This is a genomic window from Geodermatophilus telluris (genome assembly GCF_900102745.1).
Classification (GTDB): Bacteria; Actinomycetota; Actinomycetes; order Mycobacteriales; family Geodermatophilaceae; genus Geodermatophilus; species Geodermatophilus telluris.
Genome location: NZ_FMZF01000009.1, coordinates 102,356 through 126,464, shown reverse-complemented (window position 1 = coordinate 126,464; position 24,109 = coordinate 102,356). Strand labels below are relative to the sequence as shown.

At 75.9% G+C, this 24,109-nt stretch carries 24 protein-coding genes; 17 read left to right on the top strand and 7 right to left on the bottom strand.

The features are described 5' to 3' along the window. Positions 1–42: 42 nt before the first annotated feature. The gene (locus BLQ97_RS22730) at positions 43–546 is read right to left on the bottom strand and encodes a hypothetical protein (RefSeq protein WP_139173791.1); all 504 of its coding nucleotides are present in this window, start codon (positions 544–546) and stop codon (positions 43–45) included. A gap of 183 nt (positions 547–729) precedes the next feature. On the opposite strand from BLQ97_RS22730, the gene BLQ97_RS22725 reads away from it, so the two are divergent. From BLQ97_RS22725 to BLQ97_RS22705, 5 genes are all read left to right on the top strand, one after another. After that, complete coding sequence (locus BLQ97_RS22725; RefSeq protein ID WP_217637330.1) at positions 730–1,614, top strand: glycerophosphodiester phosphodiesterase; 885 nt, start codon at positions 730–732, stop codon at positions 1,612–1,614. Between the two features lie 31 nt (positions 1,615–1,645). Continuing rightward, a complete protein-coding gene (locus tag BLQ97_RS22720; RefSeq protein WP_091369442.1) occupies positions 1,646–2,809 on the top strand; it encodes an MFS transporter in 1,164 nt (387 codons plus the stop codon). 158 nt (positions 2,810–2,967) lie between these two features. Continuing rightward, positions 2,968–4,113, top strand: coding sequence for a 3-deoxy-7-phosphoheptulonate synthase (locus tag BLQ97_RS22715; RefSeq protein WP_245692668.1), 1,146 nt, complete (start codon positions 2,968–2,970; stop codon positions 4,111–4,113). Between the two features lie 101 nt (positions 4,114–4,214). Beyond that, the gene (gene lhgO / locus BLQ97_RS22710) at positions 4,215–5,432 is read left to right on the top strand and encodes an L-2-hydroxyglutarate oxidase (protein WP_175471889.1); all 1,218 of its coding nucleotides are present in this window, start codon (positions 4,215–4,217) and stop codon (positions 5,430–5,432) included. A gap of 98 nt (positions 5,433–5,530) precedes the next feature. Then, positions 5,531–7,153: a methyl-accepting chemotaxis protein gene (locus BLQ97_RS22705; protein ID WP_091369436.1), complete on the top strand. Its 1,623-nt coding sequence runs from the start codon at positions 5,531–5,533 to the stop codon at positions 7,151–7,153. A 10-nt stretch (positions 7,154–7,163) separates the two neighbouring features. On the opposite strand, the gene BLQ97_RS23710 is transcribed toward BLQ97_RS22705, so the two are convergent. From BLQ97_RS23710 to BLQ97_RS22680, 5 genes are all read right to left on the bottom strand, one after another. Beyond that, entirely contained in the window at positions 7,164–7,379 is a 216-nt protein-coding gene (locus BLQ97_RS23710) for a hypothetical protein (RefSeq protein ID WP_217637329.1), read from the bottom strand. 297 nt (positions 7,380–7,676) lie between these two features. Next, complete coding sequence (locus BLQ97_RS22695) at positions 7,677–8,075, bottom strand: universal stress protein (RefSeq protein ID WP_091369432.1); 399 nt, start codon at positions 8,073–8,075, stop codon at positions 7,677–7,679. Next, positions 8,072–9,613, bottom strand: a complete 1,542-nt coding sequence (locus BLQ97_RS22690; RefSeq protein ID WP_091369430.1) for a tripartite tricarboxylate transporter permease — start codon at positions 9,611–9,613, stop codon at positions 8,072–8,074. The genes BLQ97_RS22695 and BLQ97_RS22690 overlap by 4 nt, the downstream gene beginning before the upstream one ends. A gap of 41 nt (positions 9,614–9,654) precedes the next feature. Next, positions 9,655–10,254 (bottom strand): tripartite tricarboxylate transporter TctB family protein, encoded by a 600-nt coding sequence (locus tag BLQ97_RS22685; protein ID WP_091369428.1) that lies wholly within the window; start codon positions 10,252–10,254, stop codon positions 9,655–9,657. Beyond that, positions 10,251–11,264, bottom strand: coding sequence for a Bug family tripartite tricarboxylate transporter substrate binding protein (locus tag BLQ97_RS22680; RefSeq protein WP_091369426.1), 1,014 nt, complete (start codon positions 11,262–11,264; stop codon positions 10,251–10,253). The genes BLQ97_RS22685 and BLQ97_RS22680 overlap by 4 nt, the downstream gene beginning before the upstream one ends. 141 nt (positions 11,265–11,405) lie before the next feature. Between BLQ97_RS22680 and BLQ97_RS22675 the strand changes: the two genes are divergently transcribed. From BLQ97_RS22675 to BLQ97_RS22640, 8 genes are all read left to right on the top strand, one after another. Further along, positions 11,406–12,299 (top strand): LysR substrate-binding domain-containing protein, encoded by an 894-nt coding sequence (locus BLQ97_RS22675; protein ID WP_091369423.1) that lies wholly within the window; start codon positions 11,406–11,408, stop codon positions 12,297–12,299. Between the two features lie 139 nt (positions 12,300–12,438). Beyond that, the gene (kdgD, locus tag BLQ97_RS22670; protein WP_091369420.1) at positions 12,439–13,353 is read left to right on the top strand and encodes a 5-dehydro-4-deoxyglucarate dehydratase; all 915 of its coding nucleotides are present in this window, start codon (positions 12,439–12,441) and stop codon (positions 13,351–13,353) included. A gap of 25 nt (positions 13,354–13,378) precedes the next feature. Then, positions 13,379–14,707 carry an enolase C-terminal domain-like protein gene (locus BLQ97_RS22665; protein ID WP_091369417.1) on the top strand — a complete coding sequence of 443 codons (1,329 nt, stop codon included), beginning with the start codon at positions 13,379–13,381 and terminating at the stop codon, positions 14,705–14,707. A gap of 13 nt (positions 14,708–14,720) precedes the next feature. Then, positions 14,721–15,890, top strand: a complete 1,170-nt coding sequence (locus tag BLQ97_RS22660; protein ID WP_091369414.1) for an L-talarate/galactarate dehydratase — start codon at positions 14,721–14,723, stop codon at positions 15,888–15,890. Positions 15,891–15,913: 23 nt separating this feature from the next. Further along, positions 15,914–17,425 carry an aldehyde dehydrogenase (NADP(+)) gene (locus tag BLQ97_RS22655; RefSeq protein WP_091369411.1) on the top strand — a complete coding sequence of 504 codons (1,512 nt, stop codon included), beginning with the start codon at positions 15,914–15,916 and terminating at the stop codon, positions 17,423–17,425. 60 nt (positions 17,426–17,485) lie between these two features. Further along, positions 17,486–18,406: an AEC family transporter gene (locus BLQ97_RS22650; RefSeq protein WP_091369408.1), complete on the top strand. Its 921-nt coding sequence runs from the start codon at positions 17,486–17,488 to the stop codon at positions 18,404–18,406. A 104-nt stretch (positions 18,407–18,510) separates the two neighbouring features. Continuing rightward, positions 18,511–18,738 (top strand): ferredoxin, encoded by a 228-nt coding sequence (locus BLQ97_RS22645; RefSeq protein WP_091369404.1) that lies wholly within the window; start codon positions 18,511–18,513, stop codon positions 18,736–18,738. Continuing rightward, the gene (locus tag BLQ97_RS22640; RefSeq protein ID WP_091369401.1) at positions 18,735–20,006 is read left to right on the top strand and encodes a cytochrome P450; all 1,272 of its coding nucleotides are present in this window, start codon (positions 18,735–18,737) and stop codon (positions 20,004–20,006) included. The genes BLQ97_RS22645 and BLQ97_RS22640 overlap by 4 nt, the downstream gene beginning before the upstream one ends. Positions 20,007–20,018: 12 nt before the next feature. On the opposite strand, the gene BLQ97_RS22635 is transcribed toward BLQ97_RS22640, so the two are convergent. Next, positions 20,019–20,222: a zinc-ribbon domain-containing protein gene (locus BLQ97_RS22635; RefSeq protein WP_091369507.1), complete on the bottom strand. Its 204-nt coding sequence runs from the start codon at positions 20,220–20,222 to the stop codon at positions 20,019–20,021. 65 nt (positions 20,223–20,287) lie between these two features. Here BLQ97_RS22635 and BLQ97_RS22630 point away from each other — a divergent pair, with 65 nt between their 5' ends. From BLQ97_RS22630 to BLQ97_RS22615, 4 genes are all read left to right on the top strand, one after another. Then, positions 20,288–21,268, top strand: coding sequence for a patatin-like phospholipase family protein (locus BLQ97_RS22630; protein WP_091369397.1), 981 nt, complete (start codon positions 20,288–20,290; stop codon positions 21,266–21,268). A gap of 57 nt (positions 21,269–21,325) precedes the next feature. Next, a complete protein-coding gene (gene fabG, locus BLQ97_RS22625; protein WP_091369506.1) occupies positions 21,326–22,030 on the top strand; it encodes a beta-ketoacyl-ACP reductase in 705 nt (234 codons plus the stop codon). Further along, complete coding sequence (gene fabI / locus BLQ97_RS22620; RefSeq protein WP_175471888.1) at positions 22,030–22,803, top strand: enoyl-ACP reductase FabI; 774 nt, start codon at positions 22,030–22,032, stop codon at positions 22,801–22,803. Before fabG ends, fabI begins: the two co-directional genes overlap by 1 nt. Before the next feature lie 66 nt (positions 22,804–22,869). Next, complete coding sequence (locus BLQ97_RS22615) at positions 22,870–24,018, top strand: ferrochelatase (RefSeq protein ID WP_091369394.1); 1,149 nt, start codon at positions 22,870–22,872, stop codon at positions 24,016–24,018. Positions 24,019–24,109: the final 91 nt, after the last annotated feature.

Sequence of the window (24,109 nt, the reverse complement as noted above, 5' to 3'; positions counted from 1 at the left end):
CCGGGCTCCCTGGGGACGAGGTGGATCGTGCGGGTGGGCGTCCTACTCCGGCTGCTGGGCGTCGGCGCCGTCCGGTTCGGGCCAGCCCGCCAGCGTGCCGATCCAGGCGAGCGCGAGCCACGCGCCGGTCAGCGACCCGGTGCCCTCGCCGTCACCGACCTCGAGCTGCCAGGACGCCTCGGCCTGCCGGGGCCGCCGGGAGCCGGTGGCCGGCACGGCACGGAGCACCCGCCACGACGTGACGGGCAGTGCCCGGGGCGGCCGTCCCGGCGGGACCGCCCAGACGCCCTCCCGCGAGGCCGCCACCGGCTCACCGGGCGCGGAGGCCGGCCAGCGCAGCCGGACGGCGCCGAGGTCCAGGTAGGCGGCCGGGTCCGCGGGCACCGTCCAGGTCGGGCGGCGGGCGCCGGCGGCGGCGTCCGCGCCGAGGGTGACCACGGCGGAGACCGCGTGCAGCACGGCGCCGAGCACCCGCCCCGCACGGGCCTCCGGCGGGGCGTCCTGCACGGTCCAGCCGACCAGTCCCCGCAGCTCCGCCTCGCCCACCCGGCCAGCCTGCCGCACGACCGGCACGTGTCGCCCGCCGGACGCCGGGTAGGAGGCGGGCCCAGCGGGGGTGGGACGGGTCCTGCCGCCGGACGACGACCCGGTGCTCGCGCCCGGCCGGCGGACCGATCGAGGAGACCACGTGTCCCGTACGGGGACCGGCACGGCTGCGGCAGGGCTGCCGTGAGCCTGCCGCCGCGCGCACCGGCCGAGATCGAGGTCGTGGCGCACCGCGGTGTCTCGGCGGAGGCCCCCGAGCACACCCTCGCGGCCTACCAGCAGGCGCTGACCCTGGGGGCCGACGCCGTGGAGTGCGACGTCCGGATGACCCGCGACGGCGTGCTCGTGTGCGTGCACGACCGCCGGATCAACCGCACTTCCACCGGCCGCGGCGTCGTGTCGGCGCTGGACCTCGCCGAGCTCGAGCGGCACCGCGTCGTCCACCGGCGACCCCGCGGTGCCGCGATCCGGCGGCGCGCGCCGCGCCCCGTGGTCCCGGAGGACGACGTGGAGGCCGACGAGGACGCCGGGCGGGTGCTCACGCTGGACCGGTTGCTCGACTACGTGACGGCCTCGCCGGGGCGGGTCCGGCTGGCGATCGAGACCAAGCACCCGACCCGCCACGCCGGGCAGGTCGAGGCGGCCCTGCTGGCGAGCCTGCAGCGGTTCGGGCTGCTCTCCGGCGGGCGCCCGCTGGAGTGGTCGGGACGCCCGGCGGTCCGGGTGATGAGCTTCTCGCCGACGGCCCTGCGGCGGGTCCGGGGCCTGGCGCCGGACCTGCCCACCGTCCACCTGGTCCGCCAGGTGCTGCCGCGGTCCCGGCCGCGGCCCCTCCTCCCGGCCGGCACCGCGGTCGGTCCGTCCCTGGCGATGCTGCGCCACGACCCGGGCCTGGTCGCCCGGGTGCACCGGGCCGGGCTGCAGGTCCACGTGTGGGTCGTCAACCGCCCCCGCGACATGCACCTCGCGGTGTCCCTCGGCGTCGACGCGGTCATCACCGACGAGGCCGAGGCGCTGCTGCACCTGCTGGGGCGGGCCGGACCGCCGTCCCTGATGAGCACGGGCTGACCGCCGCCCCGGCGTCGTATCGTCCCCCGGCATGCGGTCCGCGGCGTCGGTCGACTCGGCCCGGGGCTGGGTGGTGGTCGCCGCGGCGTTCGCGGCCATGGCGGCCTCGTTCGGCATCGCCTACTCCTTCGGCGCCTTCCTCGAGCCGATGGCGGCGGAGTTCGGCACCGGGCGCGGCGCGACGTCGGCGTTCTTCGCGCTGACCTCGCTCACGTACTTCGGCCTCGGCGCGCTCAGCGGTGTCGCGGTGGACCGCCACGGCCCCCGGCGGGTGCTCCTCGCGGGTGGGGTCGCCCTCGGCGCGGGCCTGGCGGCGACGTCGCAGGCCGGGTCGCTGTGGGTCGGGCTGCTCACCTACGGCCTGGGGGTCGGCATCGGGGTGGCCTGTGCCTACGTCCCGATGGTCGCCGTCGTCGGCGGCTGGTTCGAGCGGCGGCGCACGCTCGCGATCGGGGTGGCGGTGACCGGGATCGGCCTGGGCACGCTCGCCGTGGCGCCGCTGGCCGCCGCGATGGTCGACGCGCTGGGCTGGCGGACCACCCACCTCGTGCTCGGGCTGGGCGGTGCAGCGGTGCTCGTGTGCTGCGCCCTGGTCGTGGGCCGCCCGCCGGTGCGGCCCGGGCCGGCCGCGCTCACGCTGCGCCAGGCGGTGCGCGACCGGGACTACCGGCGGCTGTACCTGGCGTCGGGCCTGCTGTCCGTCGCGCTGTTCGTGCCGTTCGTGCACCTGCCCGGGTACGCCGAGCAGGCCGGTGCCGACCGGGTCGCGGCGGCGGCGCTGGTCGGGGTCATCGGCCTGGCCAGCACCGCCGGCCGGCTGCTGCTCGGGCTGGTCGCGGCGCGGACGGGTGCGCTGCGCGCCTTCCGGGGGTGCTTCCTGGTCATGGGGGCGAGCTTCGGGCTCTGGGGCCTCGACGGCGGGTACGGCGTGCTCGTCGCCTTCGCCGTCGTCCTGGGGGTCGGCTACGGCGGCTTCGTCGCCCTCGGCCCCGCCGTCGTCGCCGAGCGCTTCGGCACCCCGCGGCTCGGCGGCCTGCTCGGGGTGCTCTACACCAGCGCCGGGATCGGGTCGGCGGTCGGCGCCCCGCTCGCCGGTGCGGCGGTCGACGCCACCGGCTCCTACGTCCCGGTCGTCGCCGGGTGCCTGGCGCTCGGCCTGGCCGCGTACGGGGTCACGCTCCGCGTCGGCCGCTGACGGGGGGCGCGCCGGCCGCCGCGGCCGGGCCAGGCGGCACACTGGCAGGGTCCGGCCGGCGCACGTCGGCGTCGACCCAGGAGGCTCCCATCGCTGCGCACCAGCTCCTCGACGAGGCGGCGCGGGTCGCCGACCTGCTGATCGAGGTCCAGACCCGGGTGAACGCCCAGATCGACGACGCGCTGGCCGAGTCGCTGCCCGGCGTCCAGCGCTCGGTCGGCGTCTCCCCGGACGACGCCGTCGACCTCTCCGGGCTGGTCAACACCCGGATCACCGGCCTCAGCGTCGTCGTCACCCCGGCGGCGGTGGCCGCCGTCGTGCCGCTGACGCCGGAGTCCGCCGCCACCACCGCGGCCGCCCGCCGCGCGGTGGCCGGGATCCTCCGCGGCGACGACGACCGCCTGGTGGTGATCGCCGGGCCCTGCTCGATCCACGACCCCGAGGCCGCGCTGGAGTACGCCGCCTTCCTCGCCGGGGTGCGCGAGCGGCACGCCGGCGACCTGGAGGTCCTCATGCGGACCTACACCGAGAAGCCGCGGACGGAGGTCGACTGGAAGGGGTTCGCCTACGACCCGTTCCTCGACGGGTCCAGCCGGATCAGCGTCGGGCTGGTGGCCACCCGGATGCTCATGTGCCGGATCACCGCCCTGGGCGTGCCGGTGGCCGCCGAGCCGCTGAACGCGCTCACCCCGCAGTACGTCAACGGGCTGGTCACCTACAACGGCGTCGGGGCGCGCAACGTCACCGACCAGACCGCCCGCGAGCGGGTGTCGGGCTTCTCGTCGGTGGTCGGGTTCAAGAACTCGCCGGAGGGCAGCATCGACTCCGCCGTCTCGGCCGTGGTCGCCGCGCGCGCCCCGCACGAGTTCCTCGGCGTCGACGGCCACGGGGTGAGCGCCCAGCTGTCGACCACCGGCAACGACACCGCCCACGTCATCCTGCGCGGCACCGCCGACGGCCCCAACTTCTCGGCCGGGCACGTCGCCGAGACCACGCGGAAGCTGGCCGCCCGCGGGCTGCCCGAGGTGGTCGTCGTCGACGCCTCGCATGGCAACAGCCGCAAGGACCACCGTCGCCAGCCCGCGGTGGTGAGTGACCTGGCCGGGCAGGTCGCCGGCGGGCAGCGGGCCATCCGCGGCGTCATGGTGGAGAGCAACCTCGTCGAGGGCCGGCAGGACCTCGACCGCGAGCACCCCGAGCGGCTGGTGCACGGCGTCAGCGTCACCGACTCCTGCGTCGACCCCGCGACCACGGAGGCGATGCTGGCCGAGCTGGCCGCGGCGGTGCGCGCCCGGCGCGGGTAGCCGGCGACGCCGGCAGGCCTGTCCCCACCGGGCCGCGACCGGCACCATCCCTGCCGACGGCGGGGGCGCGCGGGCCCCTGCCCGGAGGACGGGAGGGCCCCGTGGCCGCAGGGACCGTGCAGCGCGTCGGCGTCGTCGGCGCGGGCATCGTCGGGCTGGCGGTCGCCCGCCGGCTGGCCGAGCTCCGGCCGGACCTGCACGTCACGGTGGTGGACAAGGAGGAGGACGTCGCCGTCCACCAGACCGGGCACAACAGCGGCGTCGTGCACGCCGGCCTCTACTACGCGCCCGGCTCCCTCAAGGCGCGGCTGTGCACCCGCGGCCGCGGCCTGCTGCGCGACTTCTGCGCGGAGCACGGGCTGGCCTACGACGAGTGCGGCAAGCTCGTCGTCGCCCGGCGGGACGAGGAGCTGGCGGCGCTGCGCGAGATCGAGCGGCGGGCCACCGAGAACGGGGTGCCCGGCCTGCGGTGGCTCTCCGGCGACGAGCTGCGGGAGGTCGAGCCGGAGGCCGCGGGCGTGGCGGCGCTGCACTCGCCGCACACCGCGATCGTCGACTTCCGCGGCGTCGCCCGGGCGATGGCCGTCGACCTGCGGGACGCGGGCCACGACGTGCGCCTGGGCTTCCCGGTCACCGCGGTGCTGCCGCAGGTCGGCGGGGGAGTGGTGGTCTCCTCCGGCCGGGAGGCGTTCGCCGTCGACCGGCTGGTGGTCTGCGCCGGCCTGCACAGCGACACGGTGTCCCGGCTGGTGGGCGACGAGGCCGGCCCGGCGATCGTGCCGTTCCGCGGCGAGTACTACCGGCTGGTGCCCGGGCGCGAGCACCTGGTGCGCGGGCTGATCTACCCGGTGCCCGACCCGCGGTACCCGTTCCTCGGCGTGCACTTCACCCGCCGGGTCGGCGGCGGGGTCGACGTCGGGCCCAACGCCGTCCTCGCGTTCGCGCGGGAGGGGTACCGGCGCCGCGACGTCCGGCCCGCCGAGCTGCTGCGGACGCTCACCTGGCCGGGCATGCGCCCGCTGGCCCGGCAGCACTGGCGGATGGGCGTGGCGGAGTTCCACGGGTCGCTGTCGCGCCGGGTGTTCCTCGCCGCGGCGCGGGAGTTCGTGCCCGCGCTGACCGACGACGACGTGGTGCGGGCCCCCGCCGGCGTCCGCGCGCAAGCCGTGGACCGCGACGGCGCCCTCGTCGACGACTTCCGGGTCCACCACGTCGGCCCGGTCGTCACCGTCCGCAACGCGCCCTCGCCGGCGGCCACCTCGTCGCTGGCGATCGGCGAGTACGTGGCCGACCGGGTGCTGGAGCCGTCCGCGGCGTGAGCCCGGCCACTCGACTGGATCCGGTACCGGACCGGCCGAAGGTGCAACCGGATCCCGTCCCGGCCCCGAGTGGCCCGTCCCCGAGAGGTGCCGCCCCCATGGGTCTGCTCAGCCGCCTGCGCACCGGGCCCCGCCTGTTCCTGGCCTTCCTGCTCGTCTTCGGGCTGTCCTCGGCCGCGACGGTGGTGGGCCTGGTCGGCCTGAGCCAGCAGCACGCGGCGGCGGTCGAGGCCGACCAGCTGCGCGTGCTGGTGCAGGAGATGGACCAGTCGGCGTACTACACCGCCGACATCGGCGCCTGGGAGATGGGCGTGGGCATGGACGCCTTCTCCCTCGGCCCCGCGCAGGCGGTGTCCGCCGACGGCCCCAACTGGACGGGGCTGCAGGGCGAGCTCGCCGCGGCCCGGGAGATGCTCGACGGGGTCCACACCGAGTACATGACGCCCGCCGAGCGCGACGACTTCGCGCTGCTGACGGAGAAGTGGGAGGGCTTCCTCGCCACGGGCGAGCAGATGCGCGCCCTCCTCTCCTCGGGCGCACCGGACGCGCCGATGCAGGTCGTCGCGTGGCTCAACGACGACCAGAACGGGCAGCTCGCGGCCTTCCTCGAGCTCACCGAGGTCTCCACCAGGATGGTCGCCGAGGTGCAGGAGCGGGCGGCCTCGACCGCGGCCGACGCGGCCGCCGAGGCGGCCGCCTACCGCACTGCCACCCTGGTCACCCTGGGCCTGGCGCTGGTCGCCGCGCTGGTGCTCGCCCGTGCCGTGCAGCTGTCGGTGACCCGCCCGCTGCAGCGCTGCGTGGCGGCGCTGCGCGCGCTCGGCCGCCGCGACCTCTCCGCCCGCCTGGACGTGCGCGGCCGCGACGAGATGGGCGACATGGCCGCCGCGCTCAACGAGGCCGGCAGCGGCATGCGCGAGGCCGTCGCCGACATCGGCCGCAGTGTGGAGACGCTCAGCGGCGCCTCCACGGGCCTCTCCGACGTCGCCACCCGGCTGTCCACCTCCGCGGCCCAGGTCTCCGAGCAGGCCCAGGGCTCGGCCGGGCTGGCCGCCGAGGTGAGCCGCAGCGTGCAGACGACGGCCGGCGGCGCGGAGGAGATGGGCGCCTCCATCCGGGAGATCTCGGTCAACGCCCAGCAGGCCGCGCAGGTCGCCGCCGCCGCCGTCGAGACCGCCCGCGACACCAGCGCCACGGTGGCCAAGCTCGGGGAGTCCTCCGCCGAGATCGGCAACGTGCTGAAGGTGATCACCTCGATCGCCGAGCAGACCAACCTGCTGGCGCTCAACGCCACCATCGAGGCCGCCCGCGCCGGGGAGGCCGGCAAGGGCTTCGCCGTGGTGGCCAACGAGGTCAAGGAGCTGGCGCAGGAGACGGCGAAGGCCACCGAGGACATCGCCCGCCGGGTGGAGGCGATCCAGGCCGACACCGGTCAGGCGACCCGGGCGATCGCCGAGGTCTCCGACACCATCGACCGGATCAACTCCTTCCAGTCGGCCATCGCCGCCGCCGTGGAGGAGCAGACCGCGACCACCGCCGAGATGAGCCGCAGCGTCGGCGAGGTGGCCGGCGGCGCGACCGCGATCTCGGCGACGGTGGGCGGCCTGGCCTCGGCCGCCGACGCCGCGCAGGAGGAGGCCGCGAGCACGCGTCGCGCCTCCGACGAGCTGGCCGCGCTGGCCGGGCAGCTGCGCGGGCTGGTGGGGCAGTTCCGGGTCTGACCGGCTCCGCTCAGCGGCGGTGCAGGCGCTCGTGCAGCACCCGCACCTGCTCGTCGAGGCCCGGCGCCGGGCCGTCGACGGGCACGCCGGGCACGACCTCGGGGACCGGCAGCGACCGCACCGGCCCCGGCGGGACCCCGAGGTCGGCCAGCCAGCCGGACAGCTGCGCCGAGGAGCTGGCGTAGACGATCCGGCCCAGCCCACCCAGCCGTGCGCCGCGGCGCACATGGGGCAGTGCTCGCCCGAGGTGTAGACGGTGCTGGCCGCCCGCTGCTCCGGGGACAGGTGCGTCGCCGCCCACCGGGCGATGGCGAACTCCGGGTGCTGCGTGGCGTCGCCGCCGGCCACGTGGTTGGTGTCCTCGAACAGCACGGCGCCGTCGGGGCCGGTCAGCAGCGACCCGAAGGGCTCGTCCCCGGCCTCCAGCGCGGCGGTGGCCAGCGCCACGCAGCGGCGCAGGTGGGCGAGGTCGACGTCGGTGAGCACACCGCGATCCTGCGGCGCCACCGGGCCGGCCGCGCGGTCAGCCGGCCTGCGGCTTGACGGCGAGCACCGGGCGGGTGGCGTCGAGCAGGATGCGCTGCGCGGTGCTGCCCATGAGCAGCTTCCCGACGGGGGAGCGGCGGCGCAGGCCGATGACGATCACCGAGGCGTCGGCCTCGTCGGCCACCCGGACCACCTCCTCGGAGGGGTCGCCGTCGTGGGCGGCCTGGCGCAGCTCCAGCGCGACGCCGGCCTCGCGCGCCCGGCCGGTCAGGTCGGCGACCAGGTCCGGCGGGGCGACGTCGGCGCTCACCGGCGCCCCGCTGCGGGGTGAGTTGAGGACCAGCAGGTCCTCGCCGCGCCGCCGGGCCTCGGCCAGGCCGGCCGCGAACGCGGCCCGGCCCTCGGCGGTGGGGAGGAAGCCGACGAGGACGGTCACACGAGCTCCTTGTGGTCCGGGTGGTGGGTGTCGGTGGGGGCGGGGGCACGGCGGCGGCCGAGGGCCGCGCGGACGAGGGGGCGGACGAGCGGGAGGAGGGCGACCACCAGGAACAGCGCCAGCAGCGTCCCGGAGATGGGCCGGGTGAGGAACCCGGTGGGGTCGCCGCCGAAGAGCAGCAGCGACCGGCGCAGCGACTCCTCGAGCAGCGAGCCGAGGACGAAGGCGAGCACCAGGGGCCCGGGGTCGAAGCCGAGCTTCTTCATCAGGTAGCCCAGGGCGCCGAAGGCGATGACCAGCACGATGTCGAAGACGTTGTTGCGCACCGTGTAGACGCCGACCAGCGTGATCAGCACCGTGATCGGCGCCAGCACCGTGGCCCGCACCCGCAGGATGCGCACGAACACGCCCACCAGCGGGATGCTCATGACCAGCAGCAGGATGTTGCCGACGTACATCGAGTTGACCACGCCCCAGAACAGCTCGGGGTCCTCGCTGACCAGCTGGGGGCCGGGCGTCACGCCCTGGATGAGCAGCGCGCCGAAGATGACCGCCATCGTGGCGTTGGCGGGGATGCCCAGCGTGAGCAGCGGGATGAACGACGACGTCGCGGCGGCGTTGTTGGCCGTCTCGGGGGCGGCGACGCCCTCGACGGCGCCCCGGCCGAAGCGCTCCGGTGTCTTCGAGCGGCGCTTCTCCAGCGCGTAGGCGGCCAGCGAGGACAGCGTGGCGCCGCCGCCGGGCAGGATGCCGAGGAGGAAGCCGAGGACCGAGCCGCGCCCGATCGCCCCCGAGGACCGGCGCAGGTCGGCCCGGGACGGCCACACGTTGGCCACCTTCGCCGGTGCCTGGACGGCGCGGTGGCGCTCCTCGAGGTTGTGCAGGATCTCCCCGAGGCCGAACAGGCCCATCGCGATCGGCACGAAGTCCAGGCCGTCGGCGAGGTCGAGGCTGCCGAAGGTGAACCGCTCGGCGCCGGTGAACCCGTCGCGGCCCACGGTGGCCAGCAGCAGCCCGATCGAGGCGGCGACGACGGCCTTGAGCCGGTCGCCGCTGCTGACCGTGGAGACCAGCAGGATGCCGAGCAGGGCCAGCGCCGTGTACTCCGGCGGGCCGAAGTCCAGCGCGAAGCCGGCGACCACGGGCGCGACGATCGACAGCGCGACGATCGACACCGTGCCGCCGACGAACGAGCCGATCGCGGCGATGCCGAGCGCGGTGCCGGCCTTGCCCTGCCGGGCGAGGGCGTGCCCGTCGAAGACCGTCACCACCGAGGAGGCCTCCCCGGGCAGCCGGAGCAGCACCGAGGTGATCGTCCCGCCGTACTGGGCGCCGTAGAAGATGCCGGCCAGCATGATGATCGCGGTGACCGGCTCGATGCCGAAGGTCAGGGGCAGCAGGATCGCGATGGTCGCCGCCGGGCCCAGGCCGGGCAGCACGCCGATCAGCATGCCGATGACGACGCCGATCAGGCAGTAGAGCAGGTTGGTGGGCTCGAGGACGACGCCGAAGCCGTCCAGGACCGGGGAGAGGTCCACCGGTGCCTCCTAGGACAGGTGCGGGCTAGACCGGGTGCGGGCTAGAACAGGTGCGGGATCGGGACCGAGAGGGCCGCGACAAAGACCAGGTAGAAGCCGGCGACGACGGCCAGGCTCGTGACCACCGACAGCCGCCAGCCCTCGTGCCCGAGGAAGCGCAGCCAGACGAACACCACCAGCGCCGCGGGGATCTCGAAGCCGATGACGCCGATGAGCGCGACGAACACCACCATCGAGGCGAGCCCGGCCACGACCAGCCAGCTGGCGCCGGTGAAGCGCTCGGCGTCGGCGGTGCGGCGGGCCAGGGCGACCAGGGCCAGCCCGAGGACGACGAGGACGACGCCGACGAGGAACGGCCAGGTGCCGGCGCCGGGGGTGGCCGGGCTGCCGACGTCCAGGCCCAGCGCGCCGGCGACCGTCGCGGCCCCGAGGGCCACCACCGCCAGCGCGATGACGACGTTGGCGGCCGGGCCGGCCGGTGGCGGGCGGTCCTCGTCGGCCAGCTCGTGCACGGCCTCCTCGAGCCCGTGCAGCGTGCCGGGGACGGCGGCCTCGTCCGGACCGACCGCGGCAGCCGGCCGGTCCCCGGCGGCGGTGGCGCCGCCGGGGACCGCCGGGCGCCCGCCCCGGCGCGAGGTCACTGCCCGCCGCCGAGGTCGATGCCGTACTCCTCGACCAGGGACCGGTAGTTCTCCAGGTTGCCGGTCCACTGCTCCTGCAGCTCCTGGCCGCCGATCTCGTCCGGCGTGAGCAGCCGCTCCTCGTTGAAGGCCTGGTAGTCGGCGCTGGCGAAGGCGGCCTGGAAGGCCTCCTCGAGCCGGGTGACGACCTCGTCCGGGGTGCCGTCGGGCGCCACGATCGCCCGCGACTGCTGCACGGGGACGTCGTAGCCGGCCTCGACGGCGGTCGGGGTGTCGGGCAGGTACTGCGGCCGCTCCTCGGCGAAGGTGACGATCGGCACCAGCTCGCCGGCCTCGATCTGCGCCGCGGCCTCGCCGAGCTGCACCGCGCCGACGTCGACCTGGCCGCCGAGGACCGCGGTCAGGGTGGGGGAGCCGCCGTCGAAGGGCACGGCGGTGGCGTCGATGCCGGCCTGGGCGAAGAGCAGCTCCTGCGACAGCTGGCTGCCGGTGCCCACGCCGGTCGTCCCGAACGTGACCGGCCGGCCGGCGCCGACGACGTCCTCGACGCTGGTGAAGCCGGTCTGCGGGCTGGTGACCAGCACGTAGTCGTCCAGCGAGATGCCGGTGACGACGGTGTAGTCGCCGATGTCGACCGCCTCGTCCTCGCTGACGGCCAGCGGGGTGATGTAGGCGAGGCTGCCGACGAAGGTCATCAGCGTCTGGCCGTCGGGCTCGGCGCCGGCGAGCTCCTGGGCGGCCACCGCGCCGTTGGCCCCCGGCCGGTTCTCCACGGTGATCGGGACGCCGAGCTCGTCGGACGCCTGGTCGGCCAGCGCGCGGGCGATGAGGTCGGTGCTGCCACCGGCGTCCTGGCCGACGAGCAGGGTGATCGGGCCGTCGGGGAAGGACTCGGCGGCGTCGGCGCTGTCCCCGCCGCCCAGGTTGCCGCCGCAGGCGGCCAGCGAGAGGGCGGTCACGAGACCGAGACCGGCGGTCAGGCCGCGCCGGCTCCGGGAGGTGCTGGTCATGTCGCGCTCCTGTGCGAGGGGGAGGACCGGGTCGTGCGGCGCTGTGAGAGCCGTCACCCGGGTCGGTGTCGCGGCGGAGCGTAGGCAGGCCGTTCGATGCCTGTCCAAGTTCACTCGTGCATCGATTGATACCGTCGCGGTATGGCTTACACGCTCGAGCAGCTGCGCGGTTTCGTGGCCGTCGCCGACGAGCTGCACTTCGGCCGGGCGGCCGAGCGGCTGCGGATGACCCAGCCCCCGCTGAGCCGCCAGATCCAGAAGCTGGAGCGCAGCGTCGGCGCCCAGCTGCTCGAGCGGGACAACCGCCGGGTGGCGCTGACCGCGGCGGGGGAGGTCTTCCTCGCCGAGGCCCGCCGGCTGCTCGCCATGGCCGACGCCGCGCCGGAGGCGGCCCGGCGGGTGTCGTCGGGCTCCAGCGGGCTGGTGCGGATCGGGTTCACGGCCGCCTCCACCTACGGCACCCTCGGCCGGCTGCTCAACGAGGTGGCCCGCGAGCTGCCCGACGTCGACGTCGACCTCGCCGAGATGGTCACCCGCGAGCAGGTCGCCGGCCTGCTCAACGGGGAGGTGGACCTGGGGCTGGCGCGGCCGCCCTTCGACGCCGGGACCTTCGGCTCCCGCCTGCTGCTGCGCGAGGCGATGCTGGTCGCCGTCCCCGCCGGGCACCGGCTGGCGGCGCTCGGCCGCCCGGTCGTCGCCGAGGACCTCCGCGGCGAGCCGGTGGTCATGCACTCGCCGACGAAGGCCCGCTACTTCTACGACCTCGTCGTCGGCCTGGTGCCGGTCGCCCACGAGCACGTGGTGCACACCGTCAGCCAGGTGCTCACGATGCTCTGGCTCGTCGCGGCCCGCCGAGGCCTGGCGTTCGTGCCCGAGTCGGCCACCCGGCTGCACGTCGACGGTGTCGAGTTCGCGCCGCTGTCCACCCCCGTCCCCGAGCCGGTGGAGCTGCACCTGCTGTGGACGCGGGAGTCGCGCAACCCCGCCCTGTGGCGCGTGCTCGACGTCCTGGGGGCCGCCTTCCGCACCGGCTGACGATGCCTGCAGGGCATCGGTCGATGCGCAAGCGCTCTTGGACAGGCATCGTCGGGCGTTCCTACGGTGACGCCGACCCCCTCCGGACCCGCCGTCTGCGCGGACGACTCCGGACCCGTCGGACCCCGAGGACGACCCCGTGACCCTGCTGCCGCCCGCCGAGCTCGCCACCCGGTTGAAGTCCGGCCTGCTGTCCTTCCCGGTGACCCACTTCGACGCCGACCTGCAGTTCGACGAGGCCCGCTACCGCGAGCACCTCGCCTGGCAGGCGGGCTTCGACGTCGCCGGGCTGTTCGCCGCGGGCGGCACCGGGGAGGGCTTCTCCCTCACCGGCGCGGAGATCGACCGCGTCGTGCGGGTCGCGGTGGACGAGGTGGGCGGCCGGGTGCCGGTGCTGGCCCCCGCGACCGGCGGCACCGCCCAGTCGGTGGCCCAGGCGCGCGCCGCGCAGGACGCCGGGGCCGACGGCATCCTGCTGTTCCCGCCCTACCTCACCGAGGCCAGCCAGGCCGGCCTGGTCGAGCACGTCTCGGCCGTCTGCGCGGCCACCGACCTCGGCGTCGTCGTCTACAGCCGGGCCAACGCCGTGCTCACCGACGTCACCGTCGCCGCGGTCGCCGACCGCAACCCCAACCTGATCGGGCTCAAGGACGGCGTCGGCGACATCGAGCAGATGACCCGCACCTACGCCCGCGTCGGCGACCGGCTCATCTACGTCGGTGGCCTGCCCACCGCCGAGACCTTCGCGCTGCCGCTGCTGCAACTCGGCGTGAGCACCTACTCCTCGGCGCTCTACAACTTCCTGCCCGAGTTCGCGCTGCGCTTCTACGCCGCCGTGCGCGCCCAGGACCGCCCGGCCGTCTACGGGATGCTCAACGACTTCGTGATCCCCTACGCCGACATCCGCGACCGGCAGCGGGGCTACGCCGTCTCCATCGTCAAGGCCGGCCTCACCGCCGTCGGCCGTGACGGGGGACGCGTGCGGCCCCCGCTGACCGACCTGACCGGGGCCGAGCTCGACGAGCTGACCGCGCTGGCCGGCAAGGTCTCCTGACCCGCCCGCACCCCTGGAGGACGGCATGAGCCGCACGCCCACCGTCGCCCACGTCGAGGTGGTCCCCGTCGCCGGGCACGACAGCATGCTGCTGAACCTCAGCGGCGCCCACGGGCCCTTCTTCACCCGCAACATCGCCGTCCTCACCGACAGCGAGGGCCGCACCGGGGTGGGGGAGGTGCCCGGCGGGGAGGCGATCCGCCGCACGATCGAGGACTCCGCCGCGCTGCTCGTCGGGCAGCCCGTCGCCGCCCTCGGCCGGCTGCTGCGCGAGGTCGCGGCCGCCTTCGCCGACCGCGACGCCGGTGGCCGCGGCCTGCAGACCTTCGACCTGCGGACGACGATCCACGCGGTCACGGCGCTGGAGTCGGCGCTGCTGGACCTGCTCGGCCAGCACCTCGGCGTCCCGGTGGCCGAGCTCCTCGGCGAGGGCCGGCAGCGCGACGCCGTCCCGGTGCTCGGCTACCTGTTCTACGTCGGCGACCGGCGGGCCACCGACCTGCCCTACCTCGCCGAGGCCGACCCGGCCGACGACTGGGAGCGGCTGCGCCGCGAGCCCGCCCTGACCCCGGAGGCCGTCGTCGCGCTGGCCGAGGCGGCGCGGGCGCGCTACGGGTTCTCCGACTTCAAGCTCAAGGGCGGCGTGCTGGCCGGCGAGGAGGAGGTCGCCGCGGTCCGCGCGCTGGCCGCCCGCTTCCCCGACGCCCGGGTCACCCTCGACCCCAACGGCGGCTGGCTGCTGGCCGACGCCGTCGAGCTGTGCCGCGACCTGCACGGCGTGCTCGCCTACGCCGAGGACCCGGTGGGCGCGGAGGGCGGCTTCTCCGGCCGCGAGGTCATGGCCGAGTTCCGGCGGGCCACCGGGCTGCCGACGGCGACCAACATGGTCGCCACCGACTGGCGGCAGATGGCCCACGCGGTCCGCACGAACGCCGTCGACATCCCGCTCGCCGACCCGCACTTCTGGACGATGCGCGGGTCGGTCCGGGTGGCCCAGCTCTGCGCCGACTTCGGCCTGACCTGGGGCTCGCACTCCAACAACCACTTCGACGTGTCGCTGGCGATGTTCACCCACGTCGGCGCGGCCGCCCCGGGTGCGATCACCGCCCTGGACACGCACTGGATCTGGCAGGACGGGCAGGGGCTCACCCGCGAGCCGCCGCTGATCCGCGACGGCGCCGTCGCGGTGCCGACCGCGCCGGGGCTCGGCGTCGAGCTCGACCCCGACGCGCTGGAGGCGGCCCACGAGCTGTACCTGGAGCACGGCCTCGGCGCCCGGGACGACGCGGTCGCCATGCAGCACCTCGTGCCGGGGTGGCGGTTCGACCCCAAGCGACCCTGCCTCGTCCGCTGACCCGGAGGACCCCGTGACGACCACCCCCGTCCTGACCCCGAGTGCCGCCCCCGCGGTGCTCGACCGCATCGAGTCGGTCACCCTCTCGTCGGTCACGCTGCCGCTGGCCGACCCGATCAGCGACGCGAAGGTGTTCACCGGCCGCCAGCGCCCGATGACCGAGGTCGCGTTCCTGTTCGCCGAGATCCGCACCGAGGCCGGCCTGGAGGGCCTCGGGTTCAGCTACTCGAAGCGGGCCGGGGGGCCGGCGCAGTTCGCGCACGCCCGCGAGGTCGCGCCGGACCTCGTCGGCGAGGACCCCAACGACATCGCCCGGTTGTGGACCAAGCTCGTCTGGGCCGGGGCGTCGGTGGGCCGCAGCGGTGCCTCGACGCAGGCGATCGCCGCCCTCGACGTGGCGCTGTGGGACCTCAAGGCCAAGCGCGCCGGCCTGCCGCTGGCCAAGCTGCTCGGCGCCCACCGCGACTCGGTGCGCTGTTACAACACCTCGGGGGGCTTCCTGCACGAGTCGGTGGAGCAGGTGAGGGACAACGCCACCCGCACCCTGGAGTCCGGCGTCGGCGGCATCAAGATCAAGGTCGGCCTGCCCGACTCCGCCGAGGACCTGCGCCGGGTGCGCGCCGTCCGCGAGCACCTCGGCGACGCCGTCCCGTTCATGGTCGACGCCAACCAGCAGTGGGACCGGCCCACCGCGATGCGGATGGGCCGCCGGCTGGAGGAGTTCGACCTGGTCTGGATCGAGGAGCCGCTCGACGCCTACGACGCGGAGGGGCACGCGCAGCTCGCCCGGGCGCTGGACACGCCGATCGCGACGGGGGAGATGCTCACCAGCGTCGCGGAGCACCACGAGCTGATCCGGCAGGGCGCGGTGGACGTGCTCCAGCCCGACGCACCGCGCGTCGGCGGGATCACCCAGTTCCTCAAGCTCGCCGCGCTGGCCGAGCACCGAAACCTCGGCCTCGCGCCGCACTTCGCCATGGAGATCCACGTCCACCTGGCCGCCGCCTACCCGATCGAGCCGTGGGTCGAGCACTTCGACTGGCTGCACCCGCTGTTCCACGAGCGGCTCGAGACGCGCGAGGGCCGGATGCACCTGTCCGACCGCCCGGGCCTGGGCGTCACCCTGACCGACCGGGCCCGCGCCTGGACGGTCGACCGCGCGCACGTCGACACCGCCCGCTGAGCACCACCGGAGGAGCACCGCACATGGACGTCGTCAGCACCGACCCGCGCACCGGCGAGACCGTCGAGGTCGTCGCCCAGGAGACCACCACCGCGGAGGTCGACCGGCTCTGCGCGGCCGCGCTCGCCGCCGCCCCCGGCCTCGACGCCCTCGGCCGCGGCGGCCGGGCGGCCCTGCTGCGGGCGCTGGCCGACGCGCTGGAGGCCCGGCGCGAGGACGTCGTGGCGCTCGCCGACCGGGAGACGGCCCTGGGCCCGACGCGGCTGAACGGGGAGCTCACCCGCACCTGCTACCAGCTGCGGTTGTTCGCCGAGGTGCTCGAGGAGGGCAGCTACCTCGAGGCCGCGATCGACCACGCCGGGGACACCCCGATGGGCCCGCGCCCGGACCTGCGCCGGATGCTCGTGCCGATCGGCCCGGTCGCCGTCTTCGGGGCCAGCAACTTCCCGCTGGCCTTCTCCGTCCCCGGCGGGGACACCGCCTCGGCGCTGGCCGCCGGCTGCCCCGTCGTCGTCAAGGCGCACGGTTCGCACCCGGCCACCTCGCAGCTCGTGTTCGACGTCCTCGACGCCGCCGCGCGGAAGGCCGGCGCACCCGACGGCACCCTCGGCATCGTGCACGGCCTGCAGGCCGGCGCCGACCTGGTCGCCCACCCGGCGGTCCGCGCCGTCGGGTTCACCGGCTCCCTCGGTGGGGGGCAGGCGCTGCAGCGGGTCATCGAGCAGCGCCCCGACCCGGTCCCCTTCTACGGCGAGCTGTCCAGCCTCAACCCGGTCGTCGTCACCCCGGCGGCGGCCGCCGAGCGGGGCGCCGCCATCGGCACCGAGCTGGTCGGCTCCTTCACCCTGGGCGGCGGCCAGTTCTGCACCAAGCCCGGGCTGGCCCTCGTGCCGGCCGGGCCGGAGGGCGACGCCGTCGTCGACGCGATGGCCGAGGCGGTCCGCGCCACCGCCGCGCCGGTGCTGCTCAACGCGGGCATCGCCGCCTCCTACGGGCGCATCTCCGACGGCCTGGCCGGCGCGCCGGGCGTCGTGGAGGTGGCCCGCGGCGGCGACCCCTCCGGCCGCGGCTTCGAGGCGGTGCCCCGGCTGCTGCAGACCACCGCCGCCGCCCTGCCCGACGAGGTCACCGAGGAGTGCTTCGGCCCGGTCTCGGTCGTGGCGCGCTACGACGGGGAGGCCGAGCTGTTCGCGGCCCTGGGCGCGATGCCGTCGTCGCTCACCGCCACCGTGCTGCGCGGCACCGGGGAGACCGAGCTGCCGCTGGCCGTCTCGCAGGAGCTGCGCACGCGGGCCGGGCGGCTGGTCTACGACGCCTACCCGACCGGGGTGGCGGTCTCCTGGGCACAGCACCACGGCGGCCCGTGGCCCTCGACCAACTCCCAGCACACCTCGGTGGGCACCACCGCCGTCCGCCGGTTCCTGCGGCCGGTCACCTGGCAGGGCGCGCCGCAGGAGGTGCTGCCGGCCGAGCTCACCGACGGCCACACCGGCATCCCGCGGCGGGTCGACGGCGTGCTCGTCCTGCCCCGGTGAGCCCGCGGGCCGCCGCCCGGCGGCCCGGGCAGGCGGTGCGGGCCGCGCCGCGGTGAGCCGGTGAACGCCGTCCTCGGCGGCTTCGCGGCGCTGGCCGCGGTGATCGCCGTGGGCTGGCTCGTGGGCCGGGCCGGCACGCTGGGCGGCGGCGCCCCGGAGGTGCTGTCGCGGCTGGCCTTCTCCGTGGCGACCCCCTCGCTGCTGTTCCTCACCCTGCTCGACGCCGACCCCGCGGCCCTCGTCTCGCCGGCCCTCGTCGCGACGGCGGGCAGCGCGGTGGCCTGCGCCGCGGGGTACGCCCTGCTCGCCGGGTGGCGCCGGCGCCGGCCCGCGGCCGAGGTGGCGACCGGGGCGCTGGCCGCCTCCTACGTCAACGCGGGCAACCTCGGCGTGCCGGTGGCCGTCCACGTGCTCGGCGACGCCTCCTCCGTCGCCCCGGTGCTGCTGTTCCAGGTGCTGGTCATGGCGCCCGTCGGCCTGGCCGTCCTCGCCGGCCGCCGGCCCGGGGGCGGGTCGCGGTGGCGGGTGCTCACCGCGCCGGTGCGGACGCCGGTCGTCGTCGGGTGCGCGCTGGGGCTGGTGGTCGCCGCCAGCGGGCTGGCGCTGCCCGCGGTGGTGCTGCGCCCGGTCGAGCTGACCGCGGGCCTGGCCGTGCCGGCCGCGCTGCTGGCCTACGGCATGAGCCTGCACGGCGCGCCCCGGCCGGCCTCCGGGAGCGCGGCCGGGCAGGTCTGGCTGGCGGTGGCGCTCAAGACGCTGGCCCAGCCGCTGCTGGCCTACGCGCTCGGCCGGTGGGTCGCCGGGCTCGACGGGGCCGGGCTGCTGGCGGTCACGGTCACCTCGGCGCTGCCGACGGCACACAACGTGTTCGTCTACGCCGCCGCGAACGGCCGGCCCACCGCGGTCGCGCGCGACGTCGTCCTGCTGACCACGGTGCTGTCGGTGCCCGTCCTCGTGGGAGTCGCCCTGCTGCTCGGGTGAGCGGCCGGCGCGCGGCGCGCCCCCCTTGACGCTGCCGATCCGGCGGCGGTTCGCTCCACCGCGAGGGCCGCGCCCGGCCCGGACGACCAGGAGGGGACCCGGCCATGAGGATCTCGATCGACCCGTCCCTGTGCCAGGGGCACGGCCGCTGCTACGACCTCGCGCCCGACCTCTTCGGCGAGGACGGCGAGGGCTACGGCACCGTGCTCGTCCCCGGCGGCGAGGTGCCCGCCGGCGAGGAGGACGACGCCCGGCTGGCCGCCGACAACTGCCCCGAGGCCGCCGTCCTGGTGTACGAGGGGACCGCCGTGGAGCAGGAGGCGGCGCGGTGACCGTCGACGACCGCTTCACCGCCGACGCGGGCGCTCTTCGCGCCGACCCCGCCCTCGGCACCTTCAGCGAGGTGGTCACCGGACCGGTCAGCGACTGGGCCACCGACTTCTCGCACACCGGGGAGGAGTGGGCGCAGGGCGCCATCGGCATCTGGGACGACCTGCGGCAGCGCTGCCCGATCGCGCACACCGAGCGGTTCGGCGGGGCGTGGCTGCCCACCCGCTACGAGGACGTCGCCGCGGTCGCCCACGACACCGAGCACTTCTCCTCGCGCGGCATCATCGCCGGCAACTTCCGGCCGCCGCGGAGCCTCGCGCCGGTCGGCGGCACCCCGCCCATCTCGTCCGACCCGCCGTTCCACCACGACGCCCGCAAGCTGCTGCTGCCGGCGTTCACCAGGACGGCCGTCTCCCGCTACGAGGAGTCGACCCGGGCGTTCTGCCACGCGCTGGTCGACGGGTTCGCCGGCCGCGACGTCGTCGACGCGGCCGCCGACTACGCCCAGCACGTCCCGGTGCGGGTCATGGCCGACATGCTGGGCTTCCCGCCGGAGGACGGGCACCGCTTCCGGCACTTCGTGGAGAACGCGCTCGAGGGCATCGACCTGCCTCCCGAGGAGCGGATGGCGCGCAGCAGCCACCTGTTCGAGTACCTGCTGGTGCAGATCCGCGACCACCTCGAGCACCCGCGCGACGACCTCACCGGCCACCTGCTGGAGGCCGAGCTGTACGGCCGCAGGCTGGAGCCCGCGCACGTGGCCGGCACCATGGCGCTGCTGCTCATCGCCGGCATCGACACCACGTGGAGCGCCATCGGCGCCTCCCTGTGGCACCTCGCCGGCCACCCCGAGGACCGCCGCCGCCTGGTGGCCGAGCCGGGCCTGCGGACGACGGCGGTCGAGGAGTTCCTGCGCGCCTACGCCCCGGTGACCATGGCCCGCCTGGTGAAGGAGGACGTCACCTGGCGCGGCGTGGACATGCGGGCCGAGGACTGGGTGCTGCTGTCCTTCCCCGCGGCCAACCGCGACCCGGCGCAGTTCGAGCGCGCCGACGAGGTGCTCGTCGACCGGCAGGTCAACCGGCACGCCGCCTTCGGTCTCGGCATCCACCGCTGCGTGGGCTCGCACCTGGCGCGCATGGAGCTGCGGGTGGCCCTCGACGTCTGGCTCGACCGGGTGCCGGAGTTCACCCTCGCCGACCCGGGGGCGGTGCGGTGGTCGACCGGGCAGATCCGCGGCCCGCGCGCCCTGCCGGTCCGCATCGGCTGAGGTCGGCCGGGTTCAGACCTCGACGGCGGTGCCGCACACCCCGCAGACCTCGAGCGTCTGCCGTCGCCACCGGGCGACCGGCACGAAGAAGAGGGAGAACTGGCGGAACTGCCGGACCCGGGCCCACTGCGTCGTGTTCGAGCAGCGTGGACAGGTGCGCACCGCCCCGGGGCCCAGGTGCCGCTGCCGCGTGCCGAACCCGAAGAGGAGGAACACGGGGCCAGCGTAGGTGTGCACCCCGAGGCGCAGCCGCGCCGTCCCGACCGTGGCAGGCTCGTGGGGTGGTCCGCGTGGGTCTGGTGCTGGGTGGCGGGGGCGTCGTCGGGCAGGCCTACCACTCGGGCGTGCTCGCGGTGCTGCAGCACGACACCGGGTGGGACGCGCGCACCGCGGACGTCGTCGTCGGCACCTCCGCCGGGTCGATCACCGGCAGCCTGCTGCGGGCCGGCGTCTCACCGGAGGACCTCGCCGCCTGGACGGTGAAGGCGCCGCTGTCCGGCGAGGACGACGTGCTGCGCACCATCGCCGCCACCGACGTCCCCGAGCTGGCACCGTTCCGCCCGCTGGACCTCTTCCGCCGGCCGATGCGGCTGCCGGGCCCGCCGCTGGTCGCCCGCGCCCTGGCCCGCCCGTGGCGGTTCCGCCCCCTCGCCGCCGGCATGACGCTGCTGGCCCCGGGCCGGCACGACATCGTGTCCCAGCTGGCGGCGCTCCGCGAGGTCGAGGGACCCACCTGGCCCGAGCGCGACCTGTGGGTCACCGCGGTGCGCCGCAGCGACGGGCGCCGCGTCGTCTTCGGCCGGCCGGGGTCCCCGCCCGCGCCGCTGCACCTCGCCGTGGCCGCCTCGTGCGCGGTGCCCGGGTACTTCACCCCGGTCGCGATCGGCCGGCACACCTACGTCGACGGCGGGGTGCACTCGGCCACCAACGCCGCCGTCCTGCGTGGCACCGGCGTCGGCGTCGTCGTCGTGGTGGCGCCGATGAGCGGGTCGCCGGGCTGGCGCCAGGACTTCACCGCGGCCATGCGCCGGTACTCCCAGCGGCAGCTCGACCGGGAGGTGCGGGCGCTGGAGGCGGCCGGCGTGCGGACCGTCGTGTTCACCCCCGGCCAGGCCGAGCAGGAGGTCATGGGCGCGGACATGATGGCGCGCGACCGGGTGCACGAGGTGCTGCAGCAGTCGTTCCTGGAGGCCGGCGTGCACGCCGCGCGGCCGGACGTCGCCCGGCTGCTGCGGGCGGCGGCCGACCGTGGCGAGGTGTGACCGGCGCCCAGCGACTAGGTTCGACAGCCGGACGGATCGGCAGCTCAGGGGGTGCACGTGGCCAGGTCGGTGCTGGTGACCGGCGGCAACCGGGGGATCGGGCTGGCCATCGCCCGCGCCTTCGCCGAGCAGGGTGACCGGGTGGCGGTCACCCACCGCGGCAGCGGCGCCCCCGAGGGCCTGCTCGGCGTGCAGTGCGACGTCACCGACGCCGACGCCGTCGACCGCGCGTTCGGCGAGGTCGAGGAGGCGCAGGGCCCGGTCGAGGTGCTGGTCAGCAACGCCGGGATCACCCGCGACGGGCTGCTCATGCGGATGAAGGAGGCCGACTTCACCGACGTCCTCGACGCCAACCTCACCGCGGCCTACCGGGTCTCCAAGCGCGCCGCGGCGAAGATGGTCCGCGCGCGCAGCGGCCGGATCGTGTTCGTCAGCTCGGTGGTGGGCCTGCTGGGCTCGGCCGGGCAGACCAACTACGCGGCGTCCAAGGCCGGGCTGGTCGGGCTGGCCCGCTCCATCGCCCGCGAGCTGGGCAGCCGCGGGATCACCGCCAACGTGGTGGCCCCGGGCTTCGTGGAGACCGACATGACGGCGGCGCTGCCGGAGAAGCGGCAGCAGGAGATCCTCGGGCAGGTGCCGCTGGGCCGGTACGCCTCGGCGGAGGAGATCGCGGGCGTGGTGCGCTTCCTGGCGGGCGACGCGGCCGGCTACATCACCGGGGCGGTCGTCCCGGTCGACGGCGGACTGGGGATGGGGCACTGATGGGCGGCGTACTCGAGGGCAAGAAGGTCCTCGTCACCGGCGTGCTGACGGAGGCGTCGATCGCCTACGCCACCGCGCGGATCGCACAGGAGCAGGGCGCGACGGTGGTGCTGTCGAACTTCGGGCGGGCGCTGTCGCTGTGCCAGCGGATCGCCAAGCGGCTGCCGCAGGAGGCCGCCGTCGTCGAGCTCGACGTGACGAACACCGAGCACCTCGACTCGCTGGCCGGCCGGCTGCGCGAGGCGGGCTTCGACCGCCTCGACGGCGTCGTGCACTCCATCGGCTTCGCGCCGCAGGAGGCGATGGGGGAGGGCTTCCCCGAGGTCGCCTGGGAGCACGCGGCGACGGCGTTCCAGGTGTCGTCGTGGTCCTACGCCTCGCTCACCCAGGCCTGCCGGCCGCTGCTGGCCAACCCGTCGTCGGTCGTCGGGCTGACCTTCGACGCCTCCGTCGCCTGGCCGGTCTACGGCTGGATGGGCGCGGCCAAGGCGGCGCTGGAGTCGGTCAGCCGCTACCTGGCCCGCGAGCTCGGACCCGAGGGCGTGCGGTCCAACATCGTCGCCGCCGGCCCGCTGCGCAGCATGGCCATGAAGTCCATCCCCGGCAGCGCCCAGTTCGAGGAGGCGTGGGAGGGCCGCGCCCCGCTGGGCTGGTCGGTCACCGACACCGAGCCCGCGGGCAAGGCCGTCGTCGCCCTGCTGTCGGACTGGTTCCCCGCCACCACCGGGGAGATCGTCCACGTCGACGGCGGCTTCCACGCCGTAGGCGTGTGAGGTCACAGAGCCACGCCGTCGGCGTGTGAGCGCATCCGTCCCCGCACCACCCCGAGAAGAGAGTCCGTGCCCCGCGCCACCGTCGACCTGTACCCCGGCCAGCGTCCCGACGAGGACCCCTCGCTCGCCGTCCGCAACAACGGGGGGACGCCGCCGGCGGCGTCCCCCGCCCCGGCCGGCCGCCGGGAGGCGCTGCTGGTGCTCTCCTTCGGCGGGCCCCGCGGCTCCGACGACGTGATGCCGTTCCTGGAGAACGTCACCCGCGGCCGCGGCGTCCCGCCCGAGCGGCTGCTCGACGTCGCCGAGCACTACCACCACTTCGGTGGCGTCAGCCCGATCAACGAACAGAACGAGGCGCTGGTCGCCGCCGTCCGGGCGGACCTCGCGGCAGCCGGCGTCGACCTGCCGGTCTACTGGGGCAACCGCAACTGGGACCCCTACGTCGAGGACGTCTGGCAGCAGATGACCGACGACGGGATCGAGCACGTCTACGTGCTCGCCACCTCCGCCTACGCCTCCTACTCCGGCTGCCGGCAGTACCACGAGGACGTCGCCCGGGCCCGGATCGCCACCGGGGGAGGGCCCACCGCGGAGAAGCTGCCGCACTACTCCGACGCCCCCGGCTTCGTGCGGGCCAACGCCGACGCGCTGGCCGCCGCGCTCGACCGGCTGCCCGAGGAGCACCGCGCCTCGGCGCGGCTGGTGGCGACGGCGCACTCGATCCCCGAGTCGATGGCCGCCGTCGCCGGGCCCGACGGGCACGCCTACGAGGCCGAGCTGCAGGCCGCGGCGCGGGCCGTCGTCGACGCCGTCGACCCGGGCCGCCCCGTCGACCTGGTGTGGCAGAGCCGCAGCGGCCCGCCGTCGGTGCCGTGGCTCGAGCCCGACGTCAACGACCACCTCCGGGCGCTGCACGAGAACGGCGAGACCGCGGTCGTGCTGTTCCCGGTCGGGTTCGTCAGCGACCACCTCGAGGTCGTCTGGGACCTCGACAACGAGGCGGAGGAGACCGCGGGGGAGCTCGGGCTGGTGTTCGTGCGGGCCGGCACCGCCGGCACCCACCCGGCGTTCGTGGCCATGGTGCGCGAGCTGCTCGAGGAGCGGCGCTCGGGGGCCGAGCCGCGGCTGGGCACGAACTGCCCCGCGGCGTGCTGCTTCGTTCGTCGCCCTACCGGGCGACACCGCGACCAGGAGCCGTCCCCCGGCACGAGCTGAGCCCCGCCGGCGTCCCCGTCGGGGAGCCTCCGGCCCCCGCGACCGGTCCACCGCCGCCCGGCCTGAGGCGTTGACCGGTCCGCCCGCGGGG